Source organism: Halomonas sp. 3F2F, from assembly GCF_014897805.1.
In the GTDB taxonomy this organism is placed as follows: domain Bacteria; phylum Pseudomonadota; class Gammaproteobacteria; order Pseudomonadales; family Halomonadaceae; genus Vreelandella.
In genome coordinates this window covers 1-23,137 of record NZ_JABUZE010000033.1, presented here as the reverse complement: position 1 = coordinate 23,137, position 23,137 = coordinate 1, and the positions used below count along the sequence as shown (strand labels likewise).

General features: G+C 53.5%; 22 protein-coding genes. 18 read left to right on the top strand and 4 right to left on the bottom strand.

What is annotated here, in order from left to right:
• Positions 1 to 74 precede the first annotated feature (74 nt).
• Positions 75 to 1,487: a sigma-54 interaction domain-containing protein gene (locus INT21_RS04110; protein WP_193060093.1), complete on the bottom strand. Its 1,413-nt coding sequence runs from the start codon at positions 1,485 to 1,487 to the stop codon at positions 75 to 77.
• Positions 1,488 to 1,686: 199 nt separating this feature from the next.
• On the opposite strand from INT21_RS04110, the gene speB reads away from it, so the two are divergent.
• From speB to INT21_RS04090, 4 genes are all read left to right on the top strand, one after another.
• Positions 1,687 to 2,637: an agmatinase gene (gene speB, locus INT21_RS04105; protein WP_095603720.1), complete on the top strand. Its 951-nt coding sequence runs from the start codon at positions 1,687 to 1,689 to the stop codon at positions 2,635 to 2,637.
• 136 nt (positions 2,638 to 2,773) lie between these two features.
• Positions 2,774 to 4,156, top strand: a complete 1,383-nt coding sequence (locus INT21_RS04100) for a YjiH family protein (protein WP_193060094.1) — start codon at positions 2,774 to 2,776, stop codon at positions 4,154 to 4,156.
• A gap of 11 nt (positions 4,157 to 4,167) precedes the next feature.
• Entirely contained in the window at positions 4,168 to 5,832 is a 1,665-nt protein-coding gene (locus tag INT21_RS04095) for a 5-guanidino-2-oxopentanoate decarboxylase (protein WP_193060095.1), read from the top strand.
• On the top strand, positions 5,833 to 7,293 hold the full coding sequence (locus INT21_RS04090; protein WP_193084875.1) for an aldehyde dehydrogenase family protein: 1,461 nt from the start codon (positions 5,833 to 5,835) through the stop codon (positions 7,291 to 7,293).
• A gap of 2 nt (positions 7,294 to 7,295) precedes the next feature.
• Here INT21_RS04090 and INT21_RS04085 read toward each other — a convergent pair whose 3' ends face one another.
• Positions 7,296 to 8,243: a hydroxymethylglutaryl-CoA lyase gene (locus INT21_RS04085; protein WP_226912494.1), complete on the bottom strand. Its 948-nt coding sequence runs from the start codon at positions 8,241 to 8,243 to the stop codon at positions 7,296 to 7,298.
• A gap of 10 nt (positions 8,244 to 8,253) precedes the next feature.
• A complete protein-coding gene (locus tag INT21_RS04080) occupies positions 8,254 to 9,459 on the bottom strand; it encodes a CaiB/BaiF CoA transferase family protein (RefSeq protein ID WP_193060096.1) in 1,206 nt (401 codons plus the stop codon).
• Between the two features lie 151 nt (positions 9,460 to 9,610).
• Here INT21_RS04080 and INT21_RS04075 point away from each other — a divergent pair, with 151 nt between their 5' ends.
• Positions 9,611 to 10,513, top strand: coding sequence for a LysR family transcriptional regulator (locus tag INT21_RS04075; protein ID WP_038478477.1), 903 nt, complete (start codon positions 9,611 to 9,613; stop codon positions 10,511 to 10,513).
• Between the two features lie 18 nt (positions 10,514 to 10,531).
• Here INT21_RS04075 and INT21_RS04070 read toward each other — a convergent pair whose 3' ends face one another.
• Positions 10,532 to 11,299 carry an SDR family NAD(P)-dependent oxidoreductase gene (locus INT21_RS04070; RefSeq protein WP_193060097.1) on the bottom strand — a complete coding sequence of 256 codons (768 nt, stop codon included), beginning with the start codon at positions 11,297 to 11,299 and terminating at the stop codon, positions 10,532 to 10,534.
• A 308-nt stretch (positions 11,300 to 11,607) separates the two neighbouring features.
• Here INT21_RS04070 and INT21_RS04065 point away from each other — a divergent pair, with 308 nt between their 5' ends.
• From INT21_RS04065 to INT21_RS04005, 13 genes are all read left to right on the top strand, one after another.
• Positions 11,608 to 12,588 (top strand): TRAP transporter substrate-binding protein, encoded by a 981-nt coding sequence (locus INT21_RS04065; RefSeq protein ID WP_095603725.1) that lies wholly within the window; start codon positions 11,608 to 11,610, stop codon positions 12,586 to 12,588.
• A gap of 108 nt (positions 12,589 to 12,696) precedes the next feature.
• Complete coding sequence (locus INT21_RS04060) at positions 12,697 to 13,227, top strand: TRAP transporter small permease (protein ID WP_226912500.1); 531 nt, start codon at positions 12,697 to 12,699, stop codon at positions 13,225 to 13,227.
• Positions 13,224 to 14,519 (top strand): TRAP transporter large permease, encoded by a 1,296-nt coding sequence (locus tag INT21_RS04055; RefSeq protein WP_193060099.1) that lies wholly within the window; start codon positions 13,224 to 13,226, stop codon positions 14,517 to 14,519. The genes INT21_RS04060 and INT21_RS04055 overlap by 4 nt, the downstream gene beginning before the upstream one ends.
• 301 nt (positions 14,520 to 14,820) lie before the next feature.
• Complete coding sequence (locus INT21_RS04050) at positions 14,821 to 15,135, top strand: hypothetical protein (protein ID WP_193060100.1); 315 nt, start codon at positions 14,821 to 14,823, stop codon at positions 15,133 to 15,135.
• A gap of 169 nt (positions 15,136 to 15,304) precedes the next feature.
• Entirely contained in the window at positions 15,305 to 16,411 is a 1,107-nt protein-coding gene (locus INT21_RS04045; protein ID WP_193060101.1) for a heparan-alpha-glucosaminide N-acetyltransferase domain-containing protein, read from the top strand.
• Between the two features lie 56 nt (positions 16,412 to 16,467).
• On the top strand, positions 16,468 to 17,532 hold the full coding sequence (locus INT21_RS04040; RefSeq protein ID WP_193060110.1) for a serine hydrolase: 1,065 nt from the start codon (positions 16,468 to 16,470) through the stop codon (positions 17,530 to 17,532).
• A gap of 280 nt (positions 17,533 to 17,812) precedes the next feature.
• Complete coding sequence (locus INT21_RS04035) at positions 17,813 to 18,091, top strand: peptidylprolyl isomerase (RefSeq protein ID WP_009722821.1); 279 nt, start codon at positions 17,813 to 17,815, stop codon at positions 18,089 to 18,091.
• A 58-nt stretch (positions 18,092 to 18,149) separates the two neighbouring features.
• Positions 18,150 to 19,085 (top strand): ABC transporter ATP-binding protein, encoded by a 936-nt coding sequence (locus INT21_RS04030; protein WP_193060793.1) that lies wholly within the window; start codon positions 18,150 to 18,152, stop codon positions 19,083 to 19,085.
• Positions 19,082 to 19,843, top strand: coding sequence for an ABC transporter permease (locus tag INT21_RS04025; RefSeq protein WP_193060794.1), 762 nt, complete (start codon positions 19,082 to 19,084; stop codon positions 19,841 to 19,843). The genes INT21_RS04030 and INT21_RS04025 overlap by 4 nt, the downstream gene beginning before the upstream one ends.
• Before the next feature lie 114 nt (positions 19,844 to 19,957).
• Complete coding sequence (gene yejK / locus INT21_RS04020; RefSeq protein WP_193060795.1) at positions 19,958 to 20,971, top strand: nucleoid-associated protein YejK; 1,014 nt, start codon at positions 19,958 to 19,960, stop codon at positions 20,969 to 20,971.
• Between the two features lie 119 nt (positions 20,972 to 21,090).
• Positions 21,091 to 21,543 (top strand): tellurite resistance TerB family protein, encoded by a 453-nt coding sequence (locus INT21_RS04015; RefSeq protein WP_089040734.1) that lies wholly within the window; start codon positions 21,091 to 21,093, stop codon positions 21,541 to 21,543.
• A 90-nt stretch (positions 21,544 to 21,633) separates the two neighbouring features.
• The gene (locus INT21_RS04010) at positions 21,634 to 22,227 is read left to right on the top strand and encodes an exopolysaccharide biosynthesis protein (protein ID WP_193060796.1); all 594 of its coding nucleotides are present in this window, start codon (positions 21,634 to 21,636) and stop codon (positions 22,225 to 22,227) included.
• Positions 22,228 to 22,292: 65 nt separating this feature from the next.
• Entirely contained in the window at positions 22,293 to 22,898 is a 606-nt protein-coding gene (locus INT21_RS04005) for a YqhA family protein (protein ID WP_226912666.1), read from the top strand.
• Positions 22,899 to 23,137: the final 239 nt, after the last annotated feature.

The window sequence follows — 23,137 nt, the reverse complement described above, 5'->3', positions numbered from 1 at the left end:
TTGTGTTGAAGGTGTTGCCGTTGTATGACACTTACATGGATGGTTGATGACAGCCGTTGTGTCAAGCGGAAAATTCACTTGGTGACTTTGATGCCGTAACGCTGAAGCCTGCGCACCACGCTGGATTGGCTAATCCCCAGCCGTTCAGCGATGGCGTACGTGCTGGGAAGCGTTTTGCTCAACGCTTCCAGTGTCTCGCGCTCTAGTCTGGCGAGGTACTGCTTTAGGGTTTCTTCGGGGGCTAAGGCGGCTATTGGCGAAGAGATTGACGTTTGCGGCAGATTAGCAGGGGGCTGCTGCGTAGGAAGGCTAGGTGCTTCAATTTGATCCGTTGGGCTGGATAGCCAAGCTCTTTCCAACCAGTTTTCAAGCTCGCGGACGTTACCTGGCCAGTCGCTTCCCATTAACGTTGACCATACTGGATTGCCCAGGATTTTTTGCCGCCCATAGCGTTGGTTAAGGCGCTTCAAACAGGCTTCCACGAGATCAGGAATATCTTCTCGGCGGTCGCGCAAAGGGGGAAGTGTGACCGGTATGACGTTGAGACGGTAGTAAAGATCCAGGCGAAATAGGCCCGCTTCTACTTGTTTAGCTAGATTCTGATTTGTGGCGACAACTAAGCGAAAGTCCACTTTGCGCGGTCGTGTATCGCCTAACCGGGTAAGGCTTCCGTCCTGGATAACTTTTAATAGTTTGGTTTGCATTAATAAGGGAAGCTCACCGATTTCATCGAGAAACAGCGTGCCACCTTCCGCTTGCTCTAGTAAGCCTGCTTTTCCTTGGCGAGCCGCGCCGCTGAACGCGCCGGGCTGATAGCCAAACATCTCAGACTCAAATAAGTTTTCGGGAATGGCCGCACAGTTAACCTCAATAAAGGGATGGTTATGGCGTTGGCTCCAACGGTGCAACTGTTTGGCAAACGCGGTTTTTCCCACGCCCGACTCTCCCAGCATCAATACATTAGCGTCCGAGGGGGCGACCCGTTTGAGAAGCAAGGCGACTTCACGCATAACGTGGCTTCGCGCCTGCAAGTTATCCAGCGCGTCGTCCAGCGCTTGTTCCTCGGCACCGTGGGCTGCTTGGCTACGTTTTAAGTGCTCACTAAAGCGTTTCTGGAGTAGCGCATATTCGTCTTGTAGGAGCTGTAAGTCGGTTAAGTCTCTGGAGCGGCTGATAACACGCTCTAACTTCCCATTCACAAAGACAGGGTAGGCTTGAGCTATCACACGGCGCCCGGTGCCTGTTACCTGCATAAGTTGGGCCGGCTGGTGGGTGCGCATCACTTCTAAGGTGATGGATGGCTTCAAAATGCCTGCTTGCTGAAGCTGGTAAACGCTACTACCTAGCAATTCTTCCCGGGGCGCGCCATAAACAGCCTCAGCGCCGGGGCTGATATCAAGCACTCGACCCTCTCCGCTGACGATGAAGAAGTGATCGTTGGCGGTTTCTACAATGGTTTTTAGCACGCACTTATCGATTTCACTCACAGCGATTGTCTCTTGAGTAACCTGTAATTCATTTTTGCATCAATGATGCATAGATGACTTAAGTGTACGTGATTTTGATTCATTACTGCATCAATAATGGCTGAAAGCCCTATTATTAGGGCGTTTAGAGACTTGGCATGTTCTGTGCAATGTAGTTGTTATTCCGAGCTACAACATGAACAACGCCAAGGAGATCTGTATGTCTGATTTTAACCAGCCGCTTGGGGGCAATAGTATGCCGCGCTTTGGTGGGCCAGCCACTATGATGCGTTTACCCACTCAGGAAAGTGCTGCTGGCTTAGATGCTGCTTTTATCGGTATTCCAATGGATATTGGTACGTCTAACCGGCCTGGTACGCGTCTTGGCCCACGCCAGATTCGTGATGAATCTCGCATGCTGCGACCCTATAACATGGCGACCCGCGCCGCCCCGTTTGAAAGTTTACAAGTGGCCGATATCGGTGACGTGCCCATCAACACGTTTCACCTGCCCAAAAGCGTCGACATCATCACGGCCTTTTATGATGACGTGCTTAAACACAACTGCATTCCGCTAACGTTGGGTGGCGAACACACCCTGACACTGCCCATTTTACGTGCCATTGCCAAAAAGCATGGGCCAGTGGGGCTGATCCATATCGATGCCCATGCCGATGTGAACGAGCACATGTTCGGTGAGCCAATTGCTCATGGCACGCCGTTTCGCCGTGCTCAGGAAGAAGGCCTGTTAGCCCACGGCAAAGTGGTGCAAATTGGCCTTCGTGGTACCGGTTACGCAGCCGAAGATTTTGATTGGTGCCGAAGCCAGGGTTTCCGCGTTGTTCCCGCTGAAGAGTGCTGGCATCGCTCGCTTGCTCCCTTGATGGAAGAAGTGCGCGAGCAGATGGGCGATGTGCCTGTCTATATCAGCTTCGATATCGATGGCTTGGATCCTTCCGTTGCGCCAGGAACGGGAACGGTAGAGATGGGCGGACTGACCTCAGCGCAAGGGCTGGAAATTGTGCGCGGTGCGGCAGGCTTGAACATCGTCGGCTGTGATCTAGTGGAAGTGTCGCCTCCTTATGACCCCAGCGGTAATACCGCATTGATGGGCGCCACACTGCTGTACGAAATGCTCTGCGTGCTGCCGGGCGTGAAACACAGTGATTAAGCTGTCCTGAAATAGCTCATAAATAAAAAGCGCTTACCTGACAAAGCGCTAATGGTCAGAGAAATGGCAGGCTGCTTATTGCCTGCCAGGAAGCCACCAGCCCACCTCCAATAATCACTTCCAATAGGTGAACCGTATGTCTTTCTCTCAAGTAAAATTGGATGACGCCGAGCCGTCGGCTCCAATTCAGCGTGCTCATTTGCTGAAGTTTTTGATTCCCTCCTTAATTGGCGTCCTCTTGTTTTTGGTGCCTTTTCAAGTGGGAGGAACGATTAATATTGGCATGGGCCTAATGGCCGATGGGTTGCAGTCGCTGCTTGGCTCTGCACTACCTGCCATTGCCATGCTAGTCCTATGTCTGTCCGTAGTGATAACGCTTTACGTTAAAGTGGCAAAGCCTAACTGGGCGCAACGTGGTCACTTTCAAGAGATGTTTGACGTAGACACTATTTGGGTAGTGATGCGCATCTTAGGTGGCATCTTTGTCGTCATGACCTTTTTTCAAGTCGGCCCAGAATTTGTGACGGCACCGTTTACTGGCGGCGTAATGCTCAATGATTTGGCGCCGGTGCTACTGACGTTCTTCTTCTTTGCGGCGATTCTGCTCCCGTTTTTGGTCGAATTTGGCTTTATGGAATTTATCGGCACCATGGTGCGTAAGCCGTTTCGGGTGATTTTCAATCTTCCTGGGCGCAGTGCTATCGATGCAACGGCTTCTTGGATGGGGTCAGGCACCGTGGGGGTATTGATCACCGCCCAACAGTATGAGCAGGGTTATTACAATGCTCGTGAGGCATCGGTCATTGCGACTAACTTTTCAGTGGCTTCCATCGCGTTTAGTTTACTGGTTACTAACTTTGTTGATATCAATCATCTCTTCGTACAGTTCTACTTTACGGTAGTCGTGTCAGGGCTGATTGCTGCCATCATCGTGGCGCGGATTCCCCCTCTATCGCTCAAATCTAACGACTACTACGAGCCTGTTGGCTGCCAGTTAAGCGAGAAGCGCACCGAAAATGTAGGGTTGTTTCGTTACAGCTTGCTCCAGGCAACTCGCCGGGCAGCGGATGCGCCAGGGCCAAAAGAGTTGGTGCGTTTAGCACTACTCAACGTGATTGATATCTTTTTGACACTGCTGCCTTTGGTATTTGCCATCGGCACCGTCGCGCTGATTTTAGCCGAGTTTACTCCACTGTTTACCTGGCTCTCTTACCCCATGGTGCCGGTGCTTGAGTTGCTGCGTATCCCTGAAGCACAAGCGGCTGCTCCAGCGACGTTGGTCGGGTTTGCCGATATGTTCTTACCAGCAGTGCTGGCGACGAATATTGAAAGCGAGCTGACCCGTTTTGTGATCGCTTGCTTGTCCATGACACAGCTGGTGTATATGTCGGAAATTGGCGCGTTACTACTTAAATCAAAAATCCCTATTAAGCTCTGGGAGCTAGCCGCCGTTTTCTTACTGCGCACGGCCATTACGCTGCCCATCATCGCCTTTATGGCCCATACATTTTTCTTCTGAGAGGGCCTGTCATGAACGCTGACGCAATGCGCAATCACTCAACCATGACCTGTGCCGAGCTGTTGATCCACCTGCTACGTGAAACCTATGGCGTTCGTACTCTGTTCGGTATTCCGGGCGTGCATACGGTGGAGCTGTACCGAGGGCTTGAAGGTAGCGATGTGCGCCACGTAACCCCGCGCCATGAGCAGGGCGCAGGGTTTATGGCCGACGGCTATGCCCGCGCCAGCGGTCAGCCTGGGGTATGTCTGATTATCACTGGCCCGGGAATGACCAATATTGCTACTGCGATGGGCCAAGCCTTAGCAGACTCTATCCCCATGCTGGTGATCTCCAGTGTTAACCGCCGGGATACGCTGGGGCTAGGCCAAGGTCGGCTGCACGAGCTGCCCAGCCAGCAGCAGATGATCAGTGGCGTGGCGCGGTTTAGCCACACGCTATTGGATGCCAATACGCTACCTGACGTGCTGGCCCGCGCCTTTGCGATCTTCAATGGTGCGCGCCCAGGCCCGGTGCATATTGAAATTCCGATTGATCTGTTCAATGCGCCGGTGAAGGTACCGGACAGTTGGCAAGCGCCAACGCTTTACCGAGCAGCGCCTGACCCAGAAGGGCTTGCCGAAGCTGCCCGTTTGTTAAAGGCCGCGAAACAACCCTTGCTGCTGCTAGGTGGTGGTTGTGTGGCAGCGCCAGAGGCAGCCCGGGCATTGGTAGAGAGGCTTGATGCCCCTGCGGTGACGACTATCAATGCCAAAGGGCTGCTGGGTCGCGACCATCCGCTGGATTTGGGCGCGAATGCCGCGCTGCCTGCGGTGCGCGAACTAGCGGCCAACGCCGATGTGATTTTGGCGGTGGGTACCGAGCTTGGCGAGACCGACTACGATGTCGTGTTTGATGGTGGCTTTCACCTCCATGGAAAACTGATTCGAATTGACCTCGACCCTGAACAACTGGTGCGTAATCAGCATACAACGCTTGGTTTAGTGGGCGATGCCGGACGTAGCCTAGCGCTTCTACTCGCTCATTTCCCCGAACCTTTGCAGCGCCACGGTGTTGAACGCGGTATTGAACGAACAGCCACTACGTTGAGTGCACTTAACCTGGTTAATGATCCGGCTTTTAGCGACTTCGTGCCGCTTTATAAGACCCTGGCTGACCATCTGCCGGAGGCGATTTTGGTGGGTGACTCCACTGCACCGGTGTATGCGGGCAACCACCTAGTCAGCCAGCCAGCGCCAAGGCGTTATTTCAATGCCTCTACCGGCTACGGCACCTTGGGTTATGGGCTGCCAGCAGCGCTAGGTGCGCAGTTAGCTCGCGCTGATCTACCTGTGGTGGCGCTTGTCGGTGATGGCGGGGTGATGTTCACCCTTGCTGAGCTTGCTACCGCGGTGGAGGAACGCCTGCCGGTGGTAATTGTGCTGTGGCACAACGCAGGCTACGAAGAAATTCGCCGCTATATGGATGCCAACGGTGTGGCTCGTTTGGGCGTGGATATTCAAGCCCCCAACTTTCTTACTTTGGCCGAAGGGTTTGGTTGCCCAAGCGTGCGGGTAGAAAGCCCTGAGGAGCTTGCAAACTCACTCGCTAAGCGTGTTTCAAGTGGCCCGTTACTCATTGAAATAGACGCGGCTGCTTGGCAGCGTGCGTGCCGAATTTCCGACCAGGATACGTAGATGCCGTTACTCAACCAGCAAGTTATCAATCAGCAGTTCATCAACAACCAATGGGTTGCCTCAGCAGGCACGCGCATGCTCGATGTGATGAATCCTTATCGCGAAGCGCGTATTGCCCAGGTCACGGCGGGGGACGCGGCAGATGTCGACGCTGCCGTTAAAGCCGCTCAGCAAGCACAACCTGCTTGGCAAGCGCTGGGTGGCGCTGCGCGAGCAAAGTACCTAGATAGCTTTGCCGATGCGTTGGAGACCCGCCGAGAAGCGCTAATCACTCTGTCAGCCACTAATAACGGTAAACCGCTTGCAGAAGCAGGCATTGACCTGGACGACGCGATTGCCTGTTATCGCTATTACGCCAAGCAGGCCAGGGTGTTAGATGCTCGCCAGGGCGAACTGGTCAGTGTGGAAATGGAAGGCGTTGAGGCGCGTACGTATCATGACCCTGTGGGCGTCGTGGGGTTGATTGCTCCCTGGAACTTCCCGCTGGTGACAAGCGCCTGGAAGCTGGCGCCCGCGTTGGCAGCCGGTTGTACCGCAGTGCTCAAGCCGTCAGAGGTAACGCCGCTCCCCGAGTTGGTACTGGCAGAAATTGCCCTGGAAATTGGTCTGCCAGCCGGTGTGCTGAACCTGCTTAACGGCGATGGCGAGGGCATTGGCGCACCGCTAACCAATCACCCAGGTGTGGATAAAATCTCTTTTACGGGCAGTAACCGAGTCGGCGAAGCCGTTATGCAAGCTGCTGCCGTTCGCACTGCCAGTGTCTCCCTAGAGCTAGGTGGAAAATCGCCGATTCTGGTAATGGAAGACGCCGACCCAGCCCAAGCCGCCGACTGGGTAATGGCGGGTATCTACTTTAATGCCGGGCAAATCTGTTCAGCGACTTCGCGTTTACTGGTACATGAAAACGTAGCTGAAGCACTCTATACCGCCCTAGCTGAGCGGATGGATGCGCTAACCCTGGGCGACCCACTCGCCGAAGGTACCGACTTAGGGCCGTTGACCAGCGCTAAGCAGCGCGATGCGGTACAACGCTATTTAGACTTAGCAGCGCAAGAAGGCCTAACGGCAGTGCGCGATATTACCCATCGCACGTTACCCACGCAGGGCTACTTTTTAGCGCCGACGCTTTACCGTGATGTGCCGCTGGAAAGCCGCTTGTGGCAAGAGGAGATTTTCGGCCCAGTGCTCTGCGCACGCAGCGTTACCAGAGAAGAAGAGGCGATTAAACTCGCCAACGATAGCGCTTATGGATTAGCTGCGACGGTGATTAGCGGTGATCCTGAGCGGGCAAAGCGCATTGGTCGCCAGCTAAAAGCCGGTAGCATTTGGTACAACAGCGAGCAGCTGGTGTTGCCTGAAACCGCCTGGGGCGGCTTCAAGCGTAGCGGCATTGGGCGTGAACTTGGCCCCTGGGGGCTAAGTGCCTACCTGGAAGTGAAGCATGTGATTGGGCCGGCGTAAGACTAACGGTCGGGCATAGCATAACGCCGGGATGACTTCCCGGCTTTTACCACTTGTCCGGGCACATCGTGGCCGATAAGTGTCGGTAGGCTGGCGGCAACGTCAAGCAGCGCATCTAGATCGACGCCCGTATCGACCCCCATCGCTGCAAACATATGCACTAAGTCTTCGGTGCATACATTACCGCTAGCGCCTGGGGCAAAGGGGCAGCCCCCCAGCCCACCTAACGACGCATCAAAGCGGCTAATGCCCGCCTGCCACGCCGCCAGCGCGTTGGCTAAGCCCATGCCGCGCGTGTTGTGAAAGTGCAGCGTGAACGGCGTTTCCGGCCAGCGCTCAAGCACAGCGTCACACAGGCGCCTCACCTGGGCTGGGTTGGCCATGCCCGTGGTGTCGCATAGCGTAACGCCTTGAATGCCCAGCGCGATCAGTTGTTCCACCAGCGTAAGCACCCGCGTTTCAGGCACCTCGCCTTCAAATGGGCAGCCAAAGGTGGTCGAAAGCGAGGCGTTGATAAACACGCCGCTGCCTTGGCAGGCCTCCACAATCGCGGCAAATTGCTCAAGCGACTGCTCTGGCGTCATGCGAAGGTTTGCCAGGCCATGGCTATCGCTTGCCGACATCACCAAATTAATTTCATCCACCTGGCAGGCAAGCGCACGCTCTGTGCCCTTAAGGTTAGGCACTAAGACGCTGATATCGACGCCTGCCCGGCGCTGAATACCAGTGACAACATCCGCAGCATCGCGCAGGTTAGGAATCGCTTTGGGTGACGTAAACGAGGTGGCCTCGATGCGCCGCAGGCCGGTGGTGGAGAGTGCGTCGATCCAGCGGATCTTATCGTCTGTGGGGACAAAGCGCGCTTCAATCTGCAGGCCGTCACGCGGGGCGACTTCATTAATTTCTATTCTTGTCGGACAGGGCATGGGTTGACTCGTGGACTTGTGCATAGCGCTCTCCTTAAATAATGCCCGCTTGACGCAGTTTGGCGCGGGTTTCCTGGTCAATACCCAGTTCATCCAGCACGTCATCGGTATGCTGGCCAAGCGCCGGGCCGCCATCTCCGATCCGCCCTGGGGTAGCGCTAAGTTTGGGCAGTACACCGGGTACTTTTAATGGTTTGCCGTTGGGGCGGGTGAAGGTTTGAATCATTTCCCGCGCCAAGTAATGGGGGTCAAAGGCAATATCTTCGGCGGTGTACGGATAGCCTGCTGGCACACGCGCCTCATCCAGCGCTTTAAGAATCGCCTCTCTTGGGCGCTCTTCAGACCACGCTTGAATCGCTGCGTCGATCATTTCAGCCTGCTGACTGCGGCCATCGTTGTGGGCTAGCGCGGGGTCGTTGGCCAGATCATCACGGCCAATCACGCCCATCAAGCGTTTGAAAATGCTGTCGCCGTTACCGGCAATCAGTACGTAATCGCCTCCTTGGCAGCGGTAAGCGTTAGAAGGCGTAATGCCGGGGAGGGCGCTGCCGCTAGGTTCGCGCACCTGGCCGCTGGCATCGAATTCCGGCAGTAGGCTCTCCATCATGGCAAATACTGACTCATACAGCGCCACGTCGATCTCTTGTCCCAGGCCGCTGCGGTTGCGCTCTTGCAGTGCCAGCAAGGTGCCAATGACAGCGTATAGCGCGGACAGCGAATCACCAATGCTCACACCTACCCTGACGGAAGGCTCTCCCGGCTGACCGGTGAGATAACGCAGCCCGCCCATGGCTTCACCCACCACACCAAAGCCGGGCTTGTCGCGGTAAGGCCCCGTTTGTCCGTAGCCGGAAATATGCACCATGATTAATCGTGGGTTGAGTTTTGAGAGCGCTTGCCAGCCCAGCCCCCAGTTATCTAATGTGCCAGGGCGGAAGTTTTCCACCACCACATCAGCCTCGGTAGCGAGTTCGCGCACCAGCGCTTGGCCCTCTTCACTGCGCAAGTCCAGCGCCACCGAGCGTTTGTTACGGCTCTGTACGTGCCACCAAAGCGAGGTGCCTTCCTCAAGCATTCGCCATTTGCGAAGGGGGTCGCCGGTGCCAGGTGGCTCAATTTTAATCACATCGGCACCAAATTCGCCCAACAGCTTGGTCGCAAATGGGCCTGCAATGAGCTGCCCAAGTTCAAGGACTTTCAGGCCTTCTAAGGGAAGCTGGCGCGCTTCGGGAGCATGCATTAAGGCTCTCCTGGTCGTGTCGTTAATATTGTTGCCTACCAGCATGCGTGAGCCGCTTAGGCGCGACAATTAGGCAATGGGTAACAAAGGTTTCGTGACTGGCGAAGGTATGCGCTAGCATAGTCAGGTTACTTTTCAGGAGTTTGCCGAGTTGCGCCGCTTTGATTTTTTTACGCTCAAGCTGTTTATCTCTGTTGCAGACGAAGGCCGCTTGACCGCGGCTGCCGAACGCGAACATCTAGCCCTTGCCGCCGTTAGCAAGCGAATGAGCGATCTTGAAAGCTTGGTCGGAGCAACGCTACTTTACCGTAAACCCCGTGGCGTGGAGCTAACCCCGGCAGGGCATGCGTTTTTACATCATGCGCGGCGCATACTCGACAATGTTGAACGCTTACAGGCAGAACTTAGCGAATATGGTGAAGGCGTGCGTGGGCATGTGCGTATTCATTCCAACACCTCGGCGATCATCGCGTTTCTTCCCCAAGATCTCAGCGCGTTCTCTCGTCACTACCCTGAAATCAAAATCGATCTGCAAGAGCGGGTTAGTAATGAAATTATTGCCGCTGTACGGGATGGCTTAACCGATATTGGCATTTTTGCTGGGCATGTGGCTGCGCCAGACTTACAGATAATTCCGTATCGGCGTGATCGCTTAGTGCTAGTAACGCCTGATAAACACCCGTTAGCGGAGCGAAGCAGTATTGCCTTCAATGAAGCGCTCGCTTTCGACTTCATCGGTTTGCAGCAAGATGCGTCACTGCAAGCGCTATTGCTTGAGCAGGCTAATCTATCGGGAAGAGCGCTGCGAATGCGCATTCAGGTACGTAGCTTTGATGCTATTTGCCGCATGATTCACCATGGCATGGGGGTCGGCGTGCTGCCAGAACAAACGATCTACCGCGAGCTAGGTGATCTGCAGCTTAAGAGCATCCCGTTGAGCGACGCCTGGGCCCAACGGGAGCTTGTGATTGGCGTGCGCCGCTACGCGACGCTTCCTGTCACGGCAAGGCACATGGTGGACCTGCTGACCGCAGAAAAGCATTCAGCGTTATAAAGTTCATCAAATCGGCGCTTAATCCCGCAGTATCGAGGGGGCCGACCACTGCTGACAAAGCGGTATCACTTCTAAGCGCGTGATATTGATATGCGGCGGAAGTGAGGCTACATGGAACGCTTGGTCGGCGATATCCTCAGGCTGAAGTGGTTCCGCTCCTGCGTAGTAGCTATCGGCTATCTGGTGGTCACCTTTCATGCGAACCAGCGTAAATTCACTCGCTGTCATCCCCGGGGCGAGGTCGGTCACTCTAACGCCCTGGGGGCCAACGTCGCAGCGCAGGTTATAGCTAAATTGTTCTACAAAGGCTTTGGTGGCGCCATACACATGCCCACCAGGGTAAGGCGTATGAGCGGCGATAGAACCCAGGTTAATGACCGTTGAGCCAGGGCCAGCGGCGATGAGCTTGGGCAATAGGTGGCGTGTGACAGTCACTAACCCTTTTACGTTGGTATCAATCATGCGGTGCCAATCATCCAGCTCAGCGTTTTGTGCTGGCCCCTTACCCAGCGCTAGTCCTGCATTATTGATCAGTGTATGCACGTGCTGAAAGCGTTCTGGCAACGCCGCAACCACGTTGGCAACGTCTTGTGGGTTACTGACATCCAATTGAGCGATGTGCACAGGTACGCTGTTTTTCAGTGAGTTATAGAGCGTCTCTAAGCGAGTTTGACGCCGTCCTGTTAACACCAGTGACCAGCCCGCTTGGGCAAAACGGTGGGCACAAGCAAGGCCGATTCCAGAAGTGGCGCCGGTAATAAACACGACGGGTGCGACTTCGTGCATGATGAAAGCTCCTGGCGAAAATGGCGGTTGAAGCCGCGGCTAAAAACAGCAGACAAGCGCCATTGAGATAGCCTAAGGGTGCAGTGGGTATTCATCTTTGGTCGTATGCTGATAATAGGGTGCGTAGTTTAGCGCGCTATAGCGGCGTTTCTAGCCATCGTATTTGACGAAGTCAGCCTTCATAAACGTCGATTTGAGCCGCTTGGCTGCTTGTTTCAAGATCAATCAAACAGCAAAAATGCTGTGATAAGTATCACGCTTAATAACCATAACCACATCCAATAACGACAACCGTAGAGAGTCATCCTATGCGGACAACATTGCTTACCACGCTGGCCACCCTGGGTATGCTAACGGCGGCCCCCTTTGCCTTGGCAAACCCGATCGAAATTCAAGTTAACAACACCATGAGCGAAGGCGGCTCTGAAAGCGCAGCAGTCGAGCGCTTTGCCGAATACCTAGAAGAGCAGGCTCCAGGCCGTTTTGAGGTGCGTCCTTTTCTAGCAGGTTCACTCGGCGGTGAAAACGCGGTGCTGGAACTGCTCAACTTAGGTCAAACCCAGATTTCTATCACTGGCGGCAACTGGCGCCAGCAGTATGCGCCAGAGTATGACGCTATTACCGTGCCGTTTGTTTTTTCAACCTGGGACGAAGTCGATGCCTATATGGAAAGCCCTTCCGGCCAGGCATTGATTGAGCAGGCTGAAAATCAGGGTGGTCTTAAATATTTCGGCACCCAACACCGTGGCCCACGCCACATGACTGCCAACAAGGCGATCAATAGCCCTGAAGACTTAGACGGCTTCCGTTTACGCCTGCCATCGCTTCCCGTGTGGCTTGAGGTGTGGGAGGAGATCGGCGCTCAGGTAGTTAACGTTCCCGCGCCGGAAATTTACTTGGCCATGCAAACAGGTCAAGTCGATGGCCATGAAAACTCGCTCTCCTCGCCCTATACCCGCCGCCTGTGGGAAGTGCAGGATCACATCATTATGACCAGTCACGTGCAGTTCCCTTGGAACTGGGTAGCCAGTTCACGCTGGTGGGATGGGCTAGAGGCGGAAGATCAAGCGTTGATCGAGGAAGCCATCCATGTCGCCAGGGAGCATGGTTCGGAGCGTGAGCGTGAGCTTGATGAGTACTACCTGACGGCGCTACAGGAAGAGGGCATGACGATTATCGAACCCGATATTGAAGCTTTCCGCGAAGCGGCGTTGCCTGCGATTGATCGTGTCATGGCCGATATGGCTGATGGCGTGCGTGAAGATGCGTTAGGTAATGAAAGCCAGTAATTGCTTGTGCTAAATGAACAACGGCGGCCTATCAGGCCGTCGTTGTAGTTTTAAAAGATACCTATTTAAGCCTTATTAAGCCTCAGGAGCGTTCCCGTGGATTCAGCTATGCCGCCCAGAAACGGGCCGGATAGAATCGCTTTTTATGTGTTGCGTTACACCACCCGTCTTTGCGATGGGGTGGGGGTGACGTTAATGGCCGCGATATTACTGCTCATTGTGTCTGCAGTGGTAGCCCGTGACTTACTTGGGTTGGGGATGCCCTGGACAGAAGAAGTTGCGTCACTGCTGGCCATTTATGCCATTGGCTTTGGGTCTATCTCTGCGTGGGTACGCAGTGAGCATTTAGTGGTTGACCTGTTCAGCCACAAACTTTCTAGCTTAGGTAAAAATATACAGTATCGCCTTACTTCGCTGATCTCTTGCGGCTTTTTTCTGCTCGCGGCATGGGGCGCGTGGATTATGTCGGATATGAGCGCCAACAATAAAACCGTTTCGTTAAGTATTAGTTTCAGCTACCTCTACTACGGTATCTTCTTTAGCTTCGCAAGCATGGCGGTCATCGCCCTTTGGAAAACGCTGCGCGGCCCGGTTTTCTGGCTTGAAGCACCCCGCGAAGAAGAGGTGACGGCACCATGACTGAATTACTAATTTTTGTTGGCGGCCTGCTGGTTCTAATGGCTATCGGGCTGCCTGTTGTGGTTGCCATCGGTGTTACTTCATTTATTGCTTTGGTATTCACCGGTACCGGAGGGTTGCCCGTTGAGCTACTGCCACTGCGGATGGTGCAAACGCTCAACAATTTTACGCTGTTGGCCATTCCGCTGTTTATTTTGGCAGCCAATATTATGAATATTGGCTCAACAACCACGCGTATTTTTGACTTCGCCACGGCATTAGTAGGCTTTACCAAAGGCGGTCTTGGTCACGCTAACGTAGTGGCCAGCTCTATTTTTGCCACCATGTCGGGTACTGCCGTGGCTGACGCGGCGGGGCTTGGCAGCATTGAAATTAAAGCCATGAAAGAGCGTGGCTATGATTTGGGTTACGCCACTGGAATTACCGCCGCCTCTAGCGTGATTGGGCCGATTCTGCCGCCCAGTATTGCGCTAGTAGTGTATGGCTGGCTGGCCAACGTGAGTATCGGCGGGCTGTTTATGGCGGGGCTACTGCCCGGTATTTTGATGGCATTATTGCTGATGGGAATGACGGTAATGCTCGGGGCAACAGGCAAAGTAGTGATGCCTAAGCCTACACCGTTTGATGCCTGCGAGGTCGTTCGAACCGGCAAGCGCGCTATTCTGCCCTTGATGATGCCCGCCATTATTGTCGGTGGTATTTGGGGGGGCTTCTTTACGCCAACGGAAGCGGGTGCCATTGCCTCGCTCTATGCGGTTATTTTAGGCGGCCTGATCTATCGCGACTTAAGCTTGCGCGACTTGTTTAATGCTTTCCAACGTACCCTTATGTTCAGCGCCGTGATTCTGCTGATTATTGCGGTATCCAGTTTTTACGGCTGGATTTTGGTACGCATGGGTATTCCACAAGCGTTGGCGGGACAGGTGGCCAGCATCGATATGCCGACGATTGCGTTGCTGCTCTGCTTTGCGCTGTTTTTCCTGCTTATCGGCTGTTTCATGTCGGTCATCGAGAGCATCCTGATCTTCACTCCCATTGTGGTGCCTGCTGCGCTAAGCGCGGGGTTAGACCCTGTCCATTTCGGCATTGTGATGGTCATTACGCTTTCAGTGGGGGTTATCACACCGCCCTTTGGCACGGTGTTGTTTCTAATGGTGGGCATTACGCGGCTACGCTACGGGCAAGTAGTTAAAGCGGTGTTGCCGTTTTTGCTTCCTATTCTGGCCACCATTTTAGTGTTGATCGCGATACCTGGCCTTGCCACGTGGCTGCCTCGGGTGATGGGGTATTAATCCCCCAAACCTCGTTTGTCATGCTGCAGCGGGGCTCATGTGTCATTGATAAACAATAAATCACTAATTAAAGATCGCTGCGTCATTAGATTGGCATGCACGATTTTTATTCAAGTAATTGTATTTATAGTATTTTTTATTTTTTTTGGCATTTCCTGGTATGGCGGATGCAGTGTATTAGGCAAGAGCAGAGTGTTAGAAAGACGCGATGTTCTTGCCACTAACCAACGTTTTCAAATTATCGAATTTTTTGATTACCGAAAACTGAAGTGAAAGCGAAGCCATATCAGGAGGCATGACTATGAAAAAGGAAGCTCTCAAGAAACTTGGCATTTTAGGCGTATCGTTTGGTTTAATCGCTAGCCCGCTGGCCTTTGCTGGCATGGAAGGCAACGATGATTACGAGCCCGCTCCTCAGGAAGAAACGACCCAGGATGAGCAGGGCGCTTACAACTCTTTCGACTCTGATCAAGAGCAAGGTGCCACCACTGAAGGCGCTACTAATGAAGGTATAACGACCGAGTACGAAGAGGAAGAGCAAGAATTCACTTATGAAGAGGAAGAAGAAGAGCAAGACACATGGGAAACTGAAGAGGAAGATGATTCCGGTTGGTAACTCATGACTGCTAAAGGATTAACTTCTATTCCGGTTCACGGATGAGCCATGAAATGCCCCGCCAGTTGCGGGGCATTTTTGCGTTAAAAGATGTTAAATAGGGGGTGGGGAATGAATAGGCTATGGTTAGAGTTCTATTACTAACATCAGCCACAAGGACGTTGCCGACGTGTTGAACTGGAAGGAGGTTCCACAGCTTCCTAAAGCGCAAGGACGAATCGAAGCGATTGATCTCGCGCGTGGTATTGCCATTGGGCTGATGATTATCAGTCATGCCGTTAGTGGTTTAGTAGGCATGCGTCATGTGCCCGACTGGGGCATGGTGCCTATCCACTTTTTGACTAAGTTCTCGTCCTCACTATTTATTCTAGTGTTCGGCATAGCGCTGGCGGTGGCCTTCCTTGCTTACACGCAAAGTGACGATTGGCCTCGGCGGCGATTAAAGCTATGGGTAAGGGCCATTGAGGTTTGGTTTTGGTATAAATCGCTGATTATTATCGAAATGCTACCCTTTAGCTCGCCAAGCGATATTGTTAATACGCTGCTCTATGGGCGATTTGCTATCTGGGTAGAGATTCTCGGTTTTTACGCCATTGCCTTATTATGGGTGCCATTAATATTGCCGCTGTGGGCGCGAACGCCACTGTGGGGACGTTTGGCGACCATCGCAGGATTAACGGCGCTTTCAGCGTGGTTACAAGGCTTTTCCTTTGGGGGCTACGAGCTCTTAAAAGCGTTTCTGGTGGATCATGAAGAGCACTATGCCTGGGGACAGCTTAGCCGCGCCCCACTAATATTGTCTGGCTTATTGATCGGCGAAGCGCTGTTACGCTGCTATTTCGATGCCACCTTACGCCGCCGTTTAATTCTTTGGCTGGCAGGGTCGGGGGCGCTGATGGTCGGCGCTTTTTATGGCATAGCCATCGCCGGGGGCGATGTTCATGGTGCGATGATGGCGGTGGCTCGTAATGTGGGAAAACACCCGCCAGGGATAAACTTTATGCTGTTTAGCGTGGGTGGCGCGTTGGTGCTGCTTGGGCTTGCCTTAGCGGGTGGCGCAGCCGCTGCGAAAGTACTGTTGCCGATCACGCTCGTCGGTAGTGATGCGCTCAAAGCCTTTATCTTCCATATCGTGATGATTTTTCTGGTACTGCGTTTTTTATTGGAAGGCGAGGGTGCCTACAGCTACCCGCAGGCACTTGGCATTGGTGGTTTGTTAATACTCGGCGCCGCGCTGTGGATTTGGCTAACCCGCTGGATGGCGGCTCATCGCTAAACGCGAGCAAACTAACGGGAGTTGACGATTTGCGACACTGGATACAGCGCGGGCTGATGGTAGTAGCGCTGTTAATAGCACTGCCCGTTCATGCAGATTGGTATTATGCAGTCGATAAACAGAGCCGCTGGCAGGGTGACTTAAACGCCCGCATGGCCGCCATCGAAGAGGTGTTTGGTGGGCAGCTGGGCGTGTATGTGCAGAATTTGGCCAGTGGTGAAGCCTATTCCTGGAAAGCCGATGAGCCATGGTATTTGGCCTCGCTGATAAAGGTACCGGTGGCTGCCCAAGTGTTGGCCGAACGCCAAGCTGGCAGGTTAGCTCTTGATGAGCGGATTACCCTGGCGCGCAGCGACTATGTGGATGGTGCAGGCCCGGTTAACTGGCATGATCCAGGCACGCCTATTTCTATTGGTTATTTGTTGGAACAGATGATCACCGTTAGCGATAACACTGCGTCGGATATGCTGATTGATCGTGTAGGGCTTGAAGCAGTGAATGAACGGGCAAAGGCCATGGTGGCAGCGAGCGGAGGAAGGCCCGGTCATATAGGGCCGATTAGCAAGCTCGTTGGCGTACGCCAAGGTGTGTATGGCCAGCTTCATCCAGATGCCCAAGACTTAGAGGGTTTAGATTTTATGGCGCTGCGCAAGCACAGTGTTAGCCAGCGACCGGAAGCGTTAGCCCGTGCCCTTAGCGTGCGCCAAGATGCCTTCGAGCAGCCTGACTACGACCGCGCCTTTGATGCCTACGAAGCCACGGGTGAGAACGCAGGCACGTTGCGCGCCTTCGGGGATGTACTAGCCTCGCTTCACCATGGAGGTATGACGGATTTGAATACCGAGCAGCGCCAAACGCTGCTGGCGGTATTGAGCCGTACTTCCTCTGGCGAGCGCCGCTTGAAACAAGGGTTGGGCAGTGACATTCATTTTGCCCATAAGACCGGTACCCAGCACCGTCGTAGCTGCGATGCGGGTATTGCCTCGCGCATTTCGTCAGCCCAGAGGTCTTGGGTAATTGTCGCCTGTAGCCGAGGCCCGCTGTCGGTAAGCGCCCACGAACGCGCCTTGGCAAGTGTTGGTGATGCGCTACGTTTTAGTGGTGCATTAGCTGACCTTTAATCAAGCTAACGCTAGCACCTAACGCCGTACCAGCATGATAAACTGAGCCAATGCTCTGTTGATGTTTCACGGCCTGTCGTTGGAAAGTTGTAGCGCTTGGTGGCTAACGACGCGGGTGCCTCATTCGCTCGTACCTCGCGAGATTCGTTACACCGCGCTACGGTAGGTGCCATAGGTTTTGTAGCGCGTGGTAAGCGAAGCGCACCCGCGATGACGGTTATGGCAAAATGAAACAGCAACAGATTATGTAGGTTCTTTTTTTATTACTTAGGAGTTTGTTATGGCACGTGCCAGCGCCCGTCATATTTTGGTAAGCAGTGAAGAGCAGTGCAACACACTGAAGCAAGAGATCGAAAACGGTCGTGATTTCGCAGAAGTGGCCAAGCAGCACTCTAGCTGCCCTTCTGGCCGTCAAGGCGGTGACCTGGGTAGCTTTGGCCCCGGCCAAATGGTACCGGAATTCGACAAGGTCGTTTTCAGCGGTGACCTGAACAAGGTACACGGCCCGGTCAAAACCCAGTTTGGTTACCACCTGTTGGAAATTACCAGCCGCAGTTAATGGCGCCGAACATCCGTCAAGCACCGCGGCAATGCTGTCGCGGTGTGAGGAGCACGCCTTGAACGATCCCATTATTACTATTGAAGGCTTGAACAAAACCTACGAAGGTGGCTTTCAAGCTCTTAGCCGTGTGGATTTAACCATTCAACGCGGTGAAATTTTTGCCCTGCTTGGCCCCAACGGGGCGGGCAAAACAACGTTAATCAGCGTGGTGTGCGGGCTGGTGAATCCAACCCAGGGCCACGTGTTAGTCGATGGCTATGATAGCGTTAGCCACTATCGTCAGGCCCGTGAACGTATTGGTCTTGTACCTCAAGAGCTGACCAACGAAGCCTTTGAAACGGTATGGAATACGGTCAGTTTTAGCCGAGGCTTGTTTGGTAAGCCGCCGAATCCAGCGCATATCGAGAAAGTGCTTAAGTCGCTGGCCTTGTGGGACAAACGCAACAATCGTTTGATGACCCTTTCCGGTGGCATGAAGCGCCGTGTATTGATCGCCAAAGCGCTCTCTCATGAACCACGCATTCTATTCCTAGATGAACCCACTGCTGGGGTAGACGTCGAGCTACGCCGTGATATGTGGGAAGTGGTGCGCGGGCTGCGGGATAATGGTGTCACGATCATTCTCACCACCCATTACATTGAAGAAGCCGAAGAAATGGCCGACCGCATTGGTGTCATCAACCGCGGTGAGATTGTGTTGGTGGAAGAGAAAGCAGCGCTGATGAACAAGCTTGGCAGCAAGCAACTAACGCTTCAGCTGCACACGCCGCTCTCTGCATTGCCTGCGTCCCTTGATCAAGACGAGCTGAGTTTGGCAGCAGATGGCTATGAGTTGGTGTACACCTACGATGGCCGTCAGGAAGAGGATGGGCGCGGTATTTCTGCGCTGCTCACTCAGTTGGAAAGGGCGGGCATTGGCTTTAAAGACCTGCACACCCGGCAAAGCTCGTTGGAAGATATTTTCGTCGACTTGGTAAAGGAGCGCCCATGAATCTCTACCCCGTTCGTGCCATTTATATGGCAGAAATGGCGCGTACTCGCCGTACCTTGCTGCAAAGCATTGTGTCGCCAGTGATTTCAACCTCGCTTTACTTTGTGGTGTTTGGCGCGGCGATTGGTTCACGCATCAGCGAAATTAACGGGGTCAGCTACGGGGCCTTTATTGTGCCCGGTCTGATTATGCTGATGCTACTTACTCAGAGTGTCTCTAATGCCTCGTTTGGGATTTTCTTCCCGAAGTTCTCCGGCAGCATTTATGAAATTCTCTCAGCGCCCATCTCTTATTTAGAAGTGGTGGTCGGTTATGTGGGCGCTGCTGCCTCGAAATCGATCATTCTGGGGCTGATTATCCTGGCAACGTCCAGCTTATTTGTGCCACTGGAGATCGCTCATCCGATTTGGATGCTCACCTTCCTGATACTGACCGCGGTCACCTTCAGCCTGCTGGGCTTTATTATCGGCATTTGGGCAGATGGTTTCGACAAGCTGCAGTTGGTGCCTTTGCTGGTGATCACCCCGCTAACGTTTTTGGGGGGGAGTTTCTACTCTATTGATATGCTGCCGCCGTTTTGGCAAACCGTGACGTTAGCCAACCCCGTGGTCTACTTGGTCAGTGGATTCCGTTGGAGCTTCTACGGCATTGGCGATGTTAGCTTAGCGGCCAGCGTGGCGATGATCATGCTCTTCCTTGCGGCCAGCCTTGCCACCATTGCCTGGATTTTCCGCACCGGTTATCGCTTAAAGCCCTAAACCTGCGGATTGCCTGTTGAGCGGTTCTTTGCCAACACCGCTCTTTTGATGATTTGTTTTTTTAATCAACCGTTCTTAGCTAAATCGCTCTTAAATAAAAGGTAACTCCCGCTTATGCCGCTACTGCAAAGTATTGTGCACCGCCTTGATCCATCACTAGATGGTGAACGTTTGACCGTCACGGCGGCACCTGCGTCAACACCCGCGGCCAACGACGATCCTGTGATGGCAAGCTTGGTGAATTCGCTAAATGACACCTACAACACCAAAGCCAAAGGGTGGGGGCGATTTGCTGAGCAGGGCGAGCAGGCTGGTCCGCTGGTAGCTTGGCTTCGGGCGTATATGGCAGAAGAGCAAGATTTTACCCAGCTTTCTATTGCGATTGCCGAACGCTTGGCGCAAACACTGCAAGAGCAGCTCTCCGTTAGCGGCTACTTAGTGTTCGCACATCTACGCCAGGGCGATACCGAGACGCTGTTTTTAGGCTTAGTTCATCAGCGGGAAGGTATTGGCATTAACGCAGAGCACCAAGCAGTGCCCGCCGCGCAGCTTAATACCAGCCAGCTCACCTTGGCGGCACGGGTAAACCTTACCCAGTGGCAGAGCGATTCTGAAAGCGCACAATATGTGTCGTTTTTAAAAGACCGCGGCGGCAAAAAGCTAGCCGATGGCTTGATAGCGCTGCTGGGAATGGAAGAGGGCATTGATGCTCCTGCTGAAACCCGCACGCTGCTGAAAGCCTTCAGTGATTACGTCGAAAAAGAGGACTACGACGACGAAGCCAGCCGAGAAAAAACCGACACCCTGGTTGACTACGCCAACGAGCAGCTGCGCCGTGGCGAGCCAATGACGTTAGAAGAACTTTCGGGGCTGGTGGACGAAAAGCAGCCCAAAGCGTTTTACGACCATATCCGTAATGCTGACTACGGCCTTTCTCCAGAGATTCCGCCGGATAAGCGTACTATCAGTCAATTTCGCCGTTTTACCGGGCGTGCTGGGGGCGTATCGATCAGTTTTGACTCCCACCTGCTCGGGTCCAGCATTGAGTACGATGAAAACCAGGATCGCCTGATTATCAAGCAAGTGCCCAAGCAGCTAAAAGAGCAGTTGGCGAAGCGTAAGGAGTGATTGGTGAATCGTGAATCGTGATTGGTGAATAGTGAGGTGAGGGTGGGCGCTTAGGCGTAAAGGGCACTAAGTGCCATATCGCCAGTCGAAGTGGCAGGTTTATTAACAGGAGAGAAACCGTGCTGGATGCCATTAGCAATTTCTTCCAACGCGCGCTGGCAGAACCTGAGCAGCGTGATAATCAAACCCTGACGCTAGAACTCGCAACGGCGGCGCTGCTCTGTGAAGTCATGCGTGCCGATTACGATAAAAGCGATGCTGAACGCGCCGCACTGAAGCAGATGTTAATCAGCCGCTACCACTTAAGTGACAGCGACGTTAACGAGTTAATGACGTTGGCGGAAGCAGAAGTGGATGATGCCGTCGATCATTACCAGTTTGTTAGCCTGATAAAAGAGCACTACGGTTATGAGCAGCGCTGCGAGTTGGTAGCGTTAATGTGGCAGCTTGCTTGGGCAGACGGCAGTATCGACCCGCTCGAAGAGCACCGTATCCGGCGGCTGGCAGATCTTTTACACGTTAGCCATAGTGATTTTATTCGCAGCAAGCTTGCCAGCACGCCCCAGGCCTAGCGGCTCCCTTCCGGCTCAGCAGAAATCCCCAGCCGTCGACATAACCATTAATAGACCCATTGATACAGGGCTCGGAGCGCAGAAACGCCAATGAGTGATATGCAGGATGCATCGAACTTAACCGAACTGATTAACACCATGGAGCGAATGGAGCGTGAAAAAGCCAAGGTAAGCGTAGACGACGTGGTTCACGCGGTGGGCAGGCGTTCATTTGGGCCACTATTGTTGCTTGCTGGGCTAATCACACTTGCGCCTATCATCGGTGATATTCCCGGTATGCCAACGCTTATGGCGGCGTTGGTGTTGCTCACGTCCGTTCAGTTATTAATCGGCAGGGAAACTTTTTGGTTACCTAAATGGCTGGTAAAACGCTCTATTGCCCGAAACAAATTCGATAAAGCTATTCACTACATGAAAAAGCCCGCCACATGGATTGATAGCTTACTAGGTGTGCGCCTAGCGTGGATGACTGGCTATATCGGGATACGCGTCACCGCCGTGATGTGCCTGCTTATCGCGCTAGCCATGCCGCCGATGGAGTTTATTCCGTTTAGCGCCAACGGCGCGGGTTTGGCGCTTACCCTGTTTGGTTTAGGTTTAGTCGCCAGAGACGGCATTATGCTCTCGCTGGGTTTTCTACTCACCGGAGTTACGTTTACGGTTGTGCTGATCAACGTGCTATAAGTTCGCGTACGATCATCCTAGCGCCGCCTAAGCTGACGGCTTTTTAAAAGGAGCAAGCACGCACCATGTCTGATCCAGCACCGTCTGAGTCATCATCATCGAACTCACCATCGCCACATTCAGCACTGCCGCCTGCGCCCAAAACGCCCCGTGAACAATCCTCCTGGGAGCGGCGGATTGAAACGGTGCTTTGGAATTCGCGCTTTCTAGTAATGCTGGCGGTAGTGCCAAGCCTGTTGGGTTCACTGATGCTGTTTATTGTTGGCACGCTGGATATCTTAACCGTGGTGGGTGACGTACTGCGCTACTACCTGGTGGATAGCTCTCAAGATATCCACGACACCCTGGTGCCGGACATCATCATCGCCGTTGATGTTTATTTAATAGCGATTGTGCTGCTGATCTTTGGGCTAGGTATCTATCGGCTGTTTGTTTCCCGGATCGACCAGGCGGAAGTGCGCTATCCCAAGCATCCGTTTAACGTAGGCTCACTGGATCAACTCAAGGACAAGATTGCCCGCGTGGTGATTTTGGCGGTAATTATTGAGTTTTTCCGCGCTGTGGTGGATATCCGTTTCACGACGCCACTGGAAGCCATCTACCTCGCGCTTTCGGTGCTGGCGCTGGCGGCAGCGCTGTATCTCATGAGTCTTGGGCATAAGGGGGAGTGAGACGAATCGTCGGGCTGTCTCTTAAGCGAGTGAGTTAATACCCGCCGAGGGTAAATTACGCAAACATTATCAATCACTGCTAGGCTGGAAATGTTATCCCAAGGTGTTGCTTTCTTTGAAGCAAGCCTTTAAACGCAAAAGCAAGGAGTGCCGTTATGCGTAACATTATCTATATTATTGGTCTAATCGTTGTTGTGTAAGCGTCCATTCCGCGACGTTCTGCCACCCCGCTAAAATTC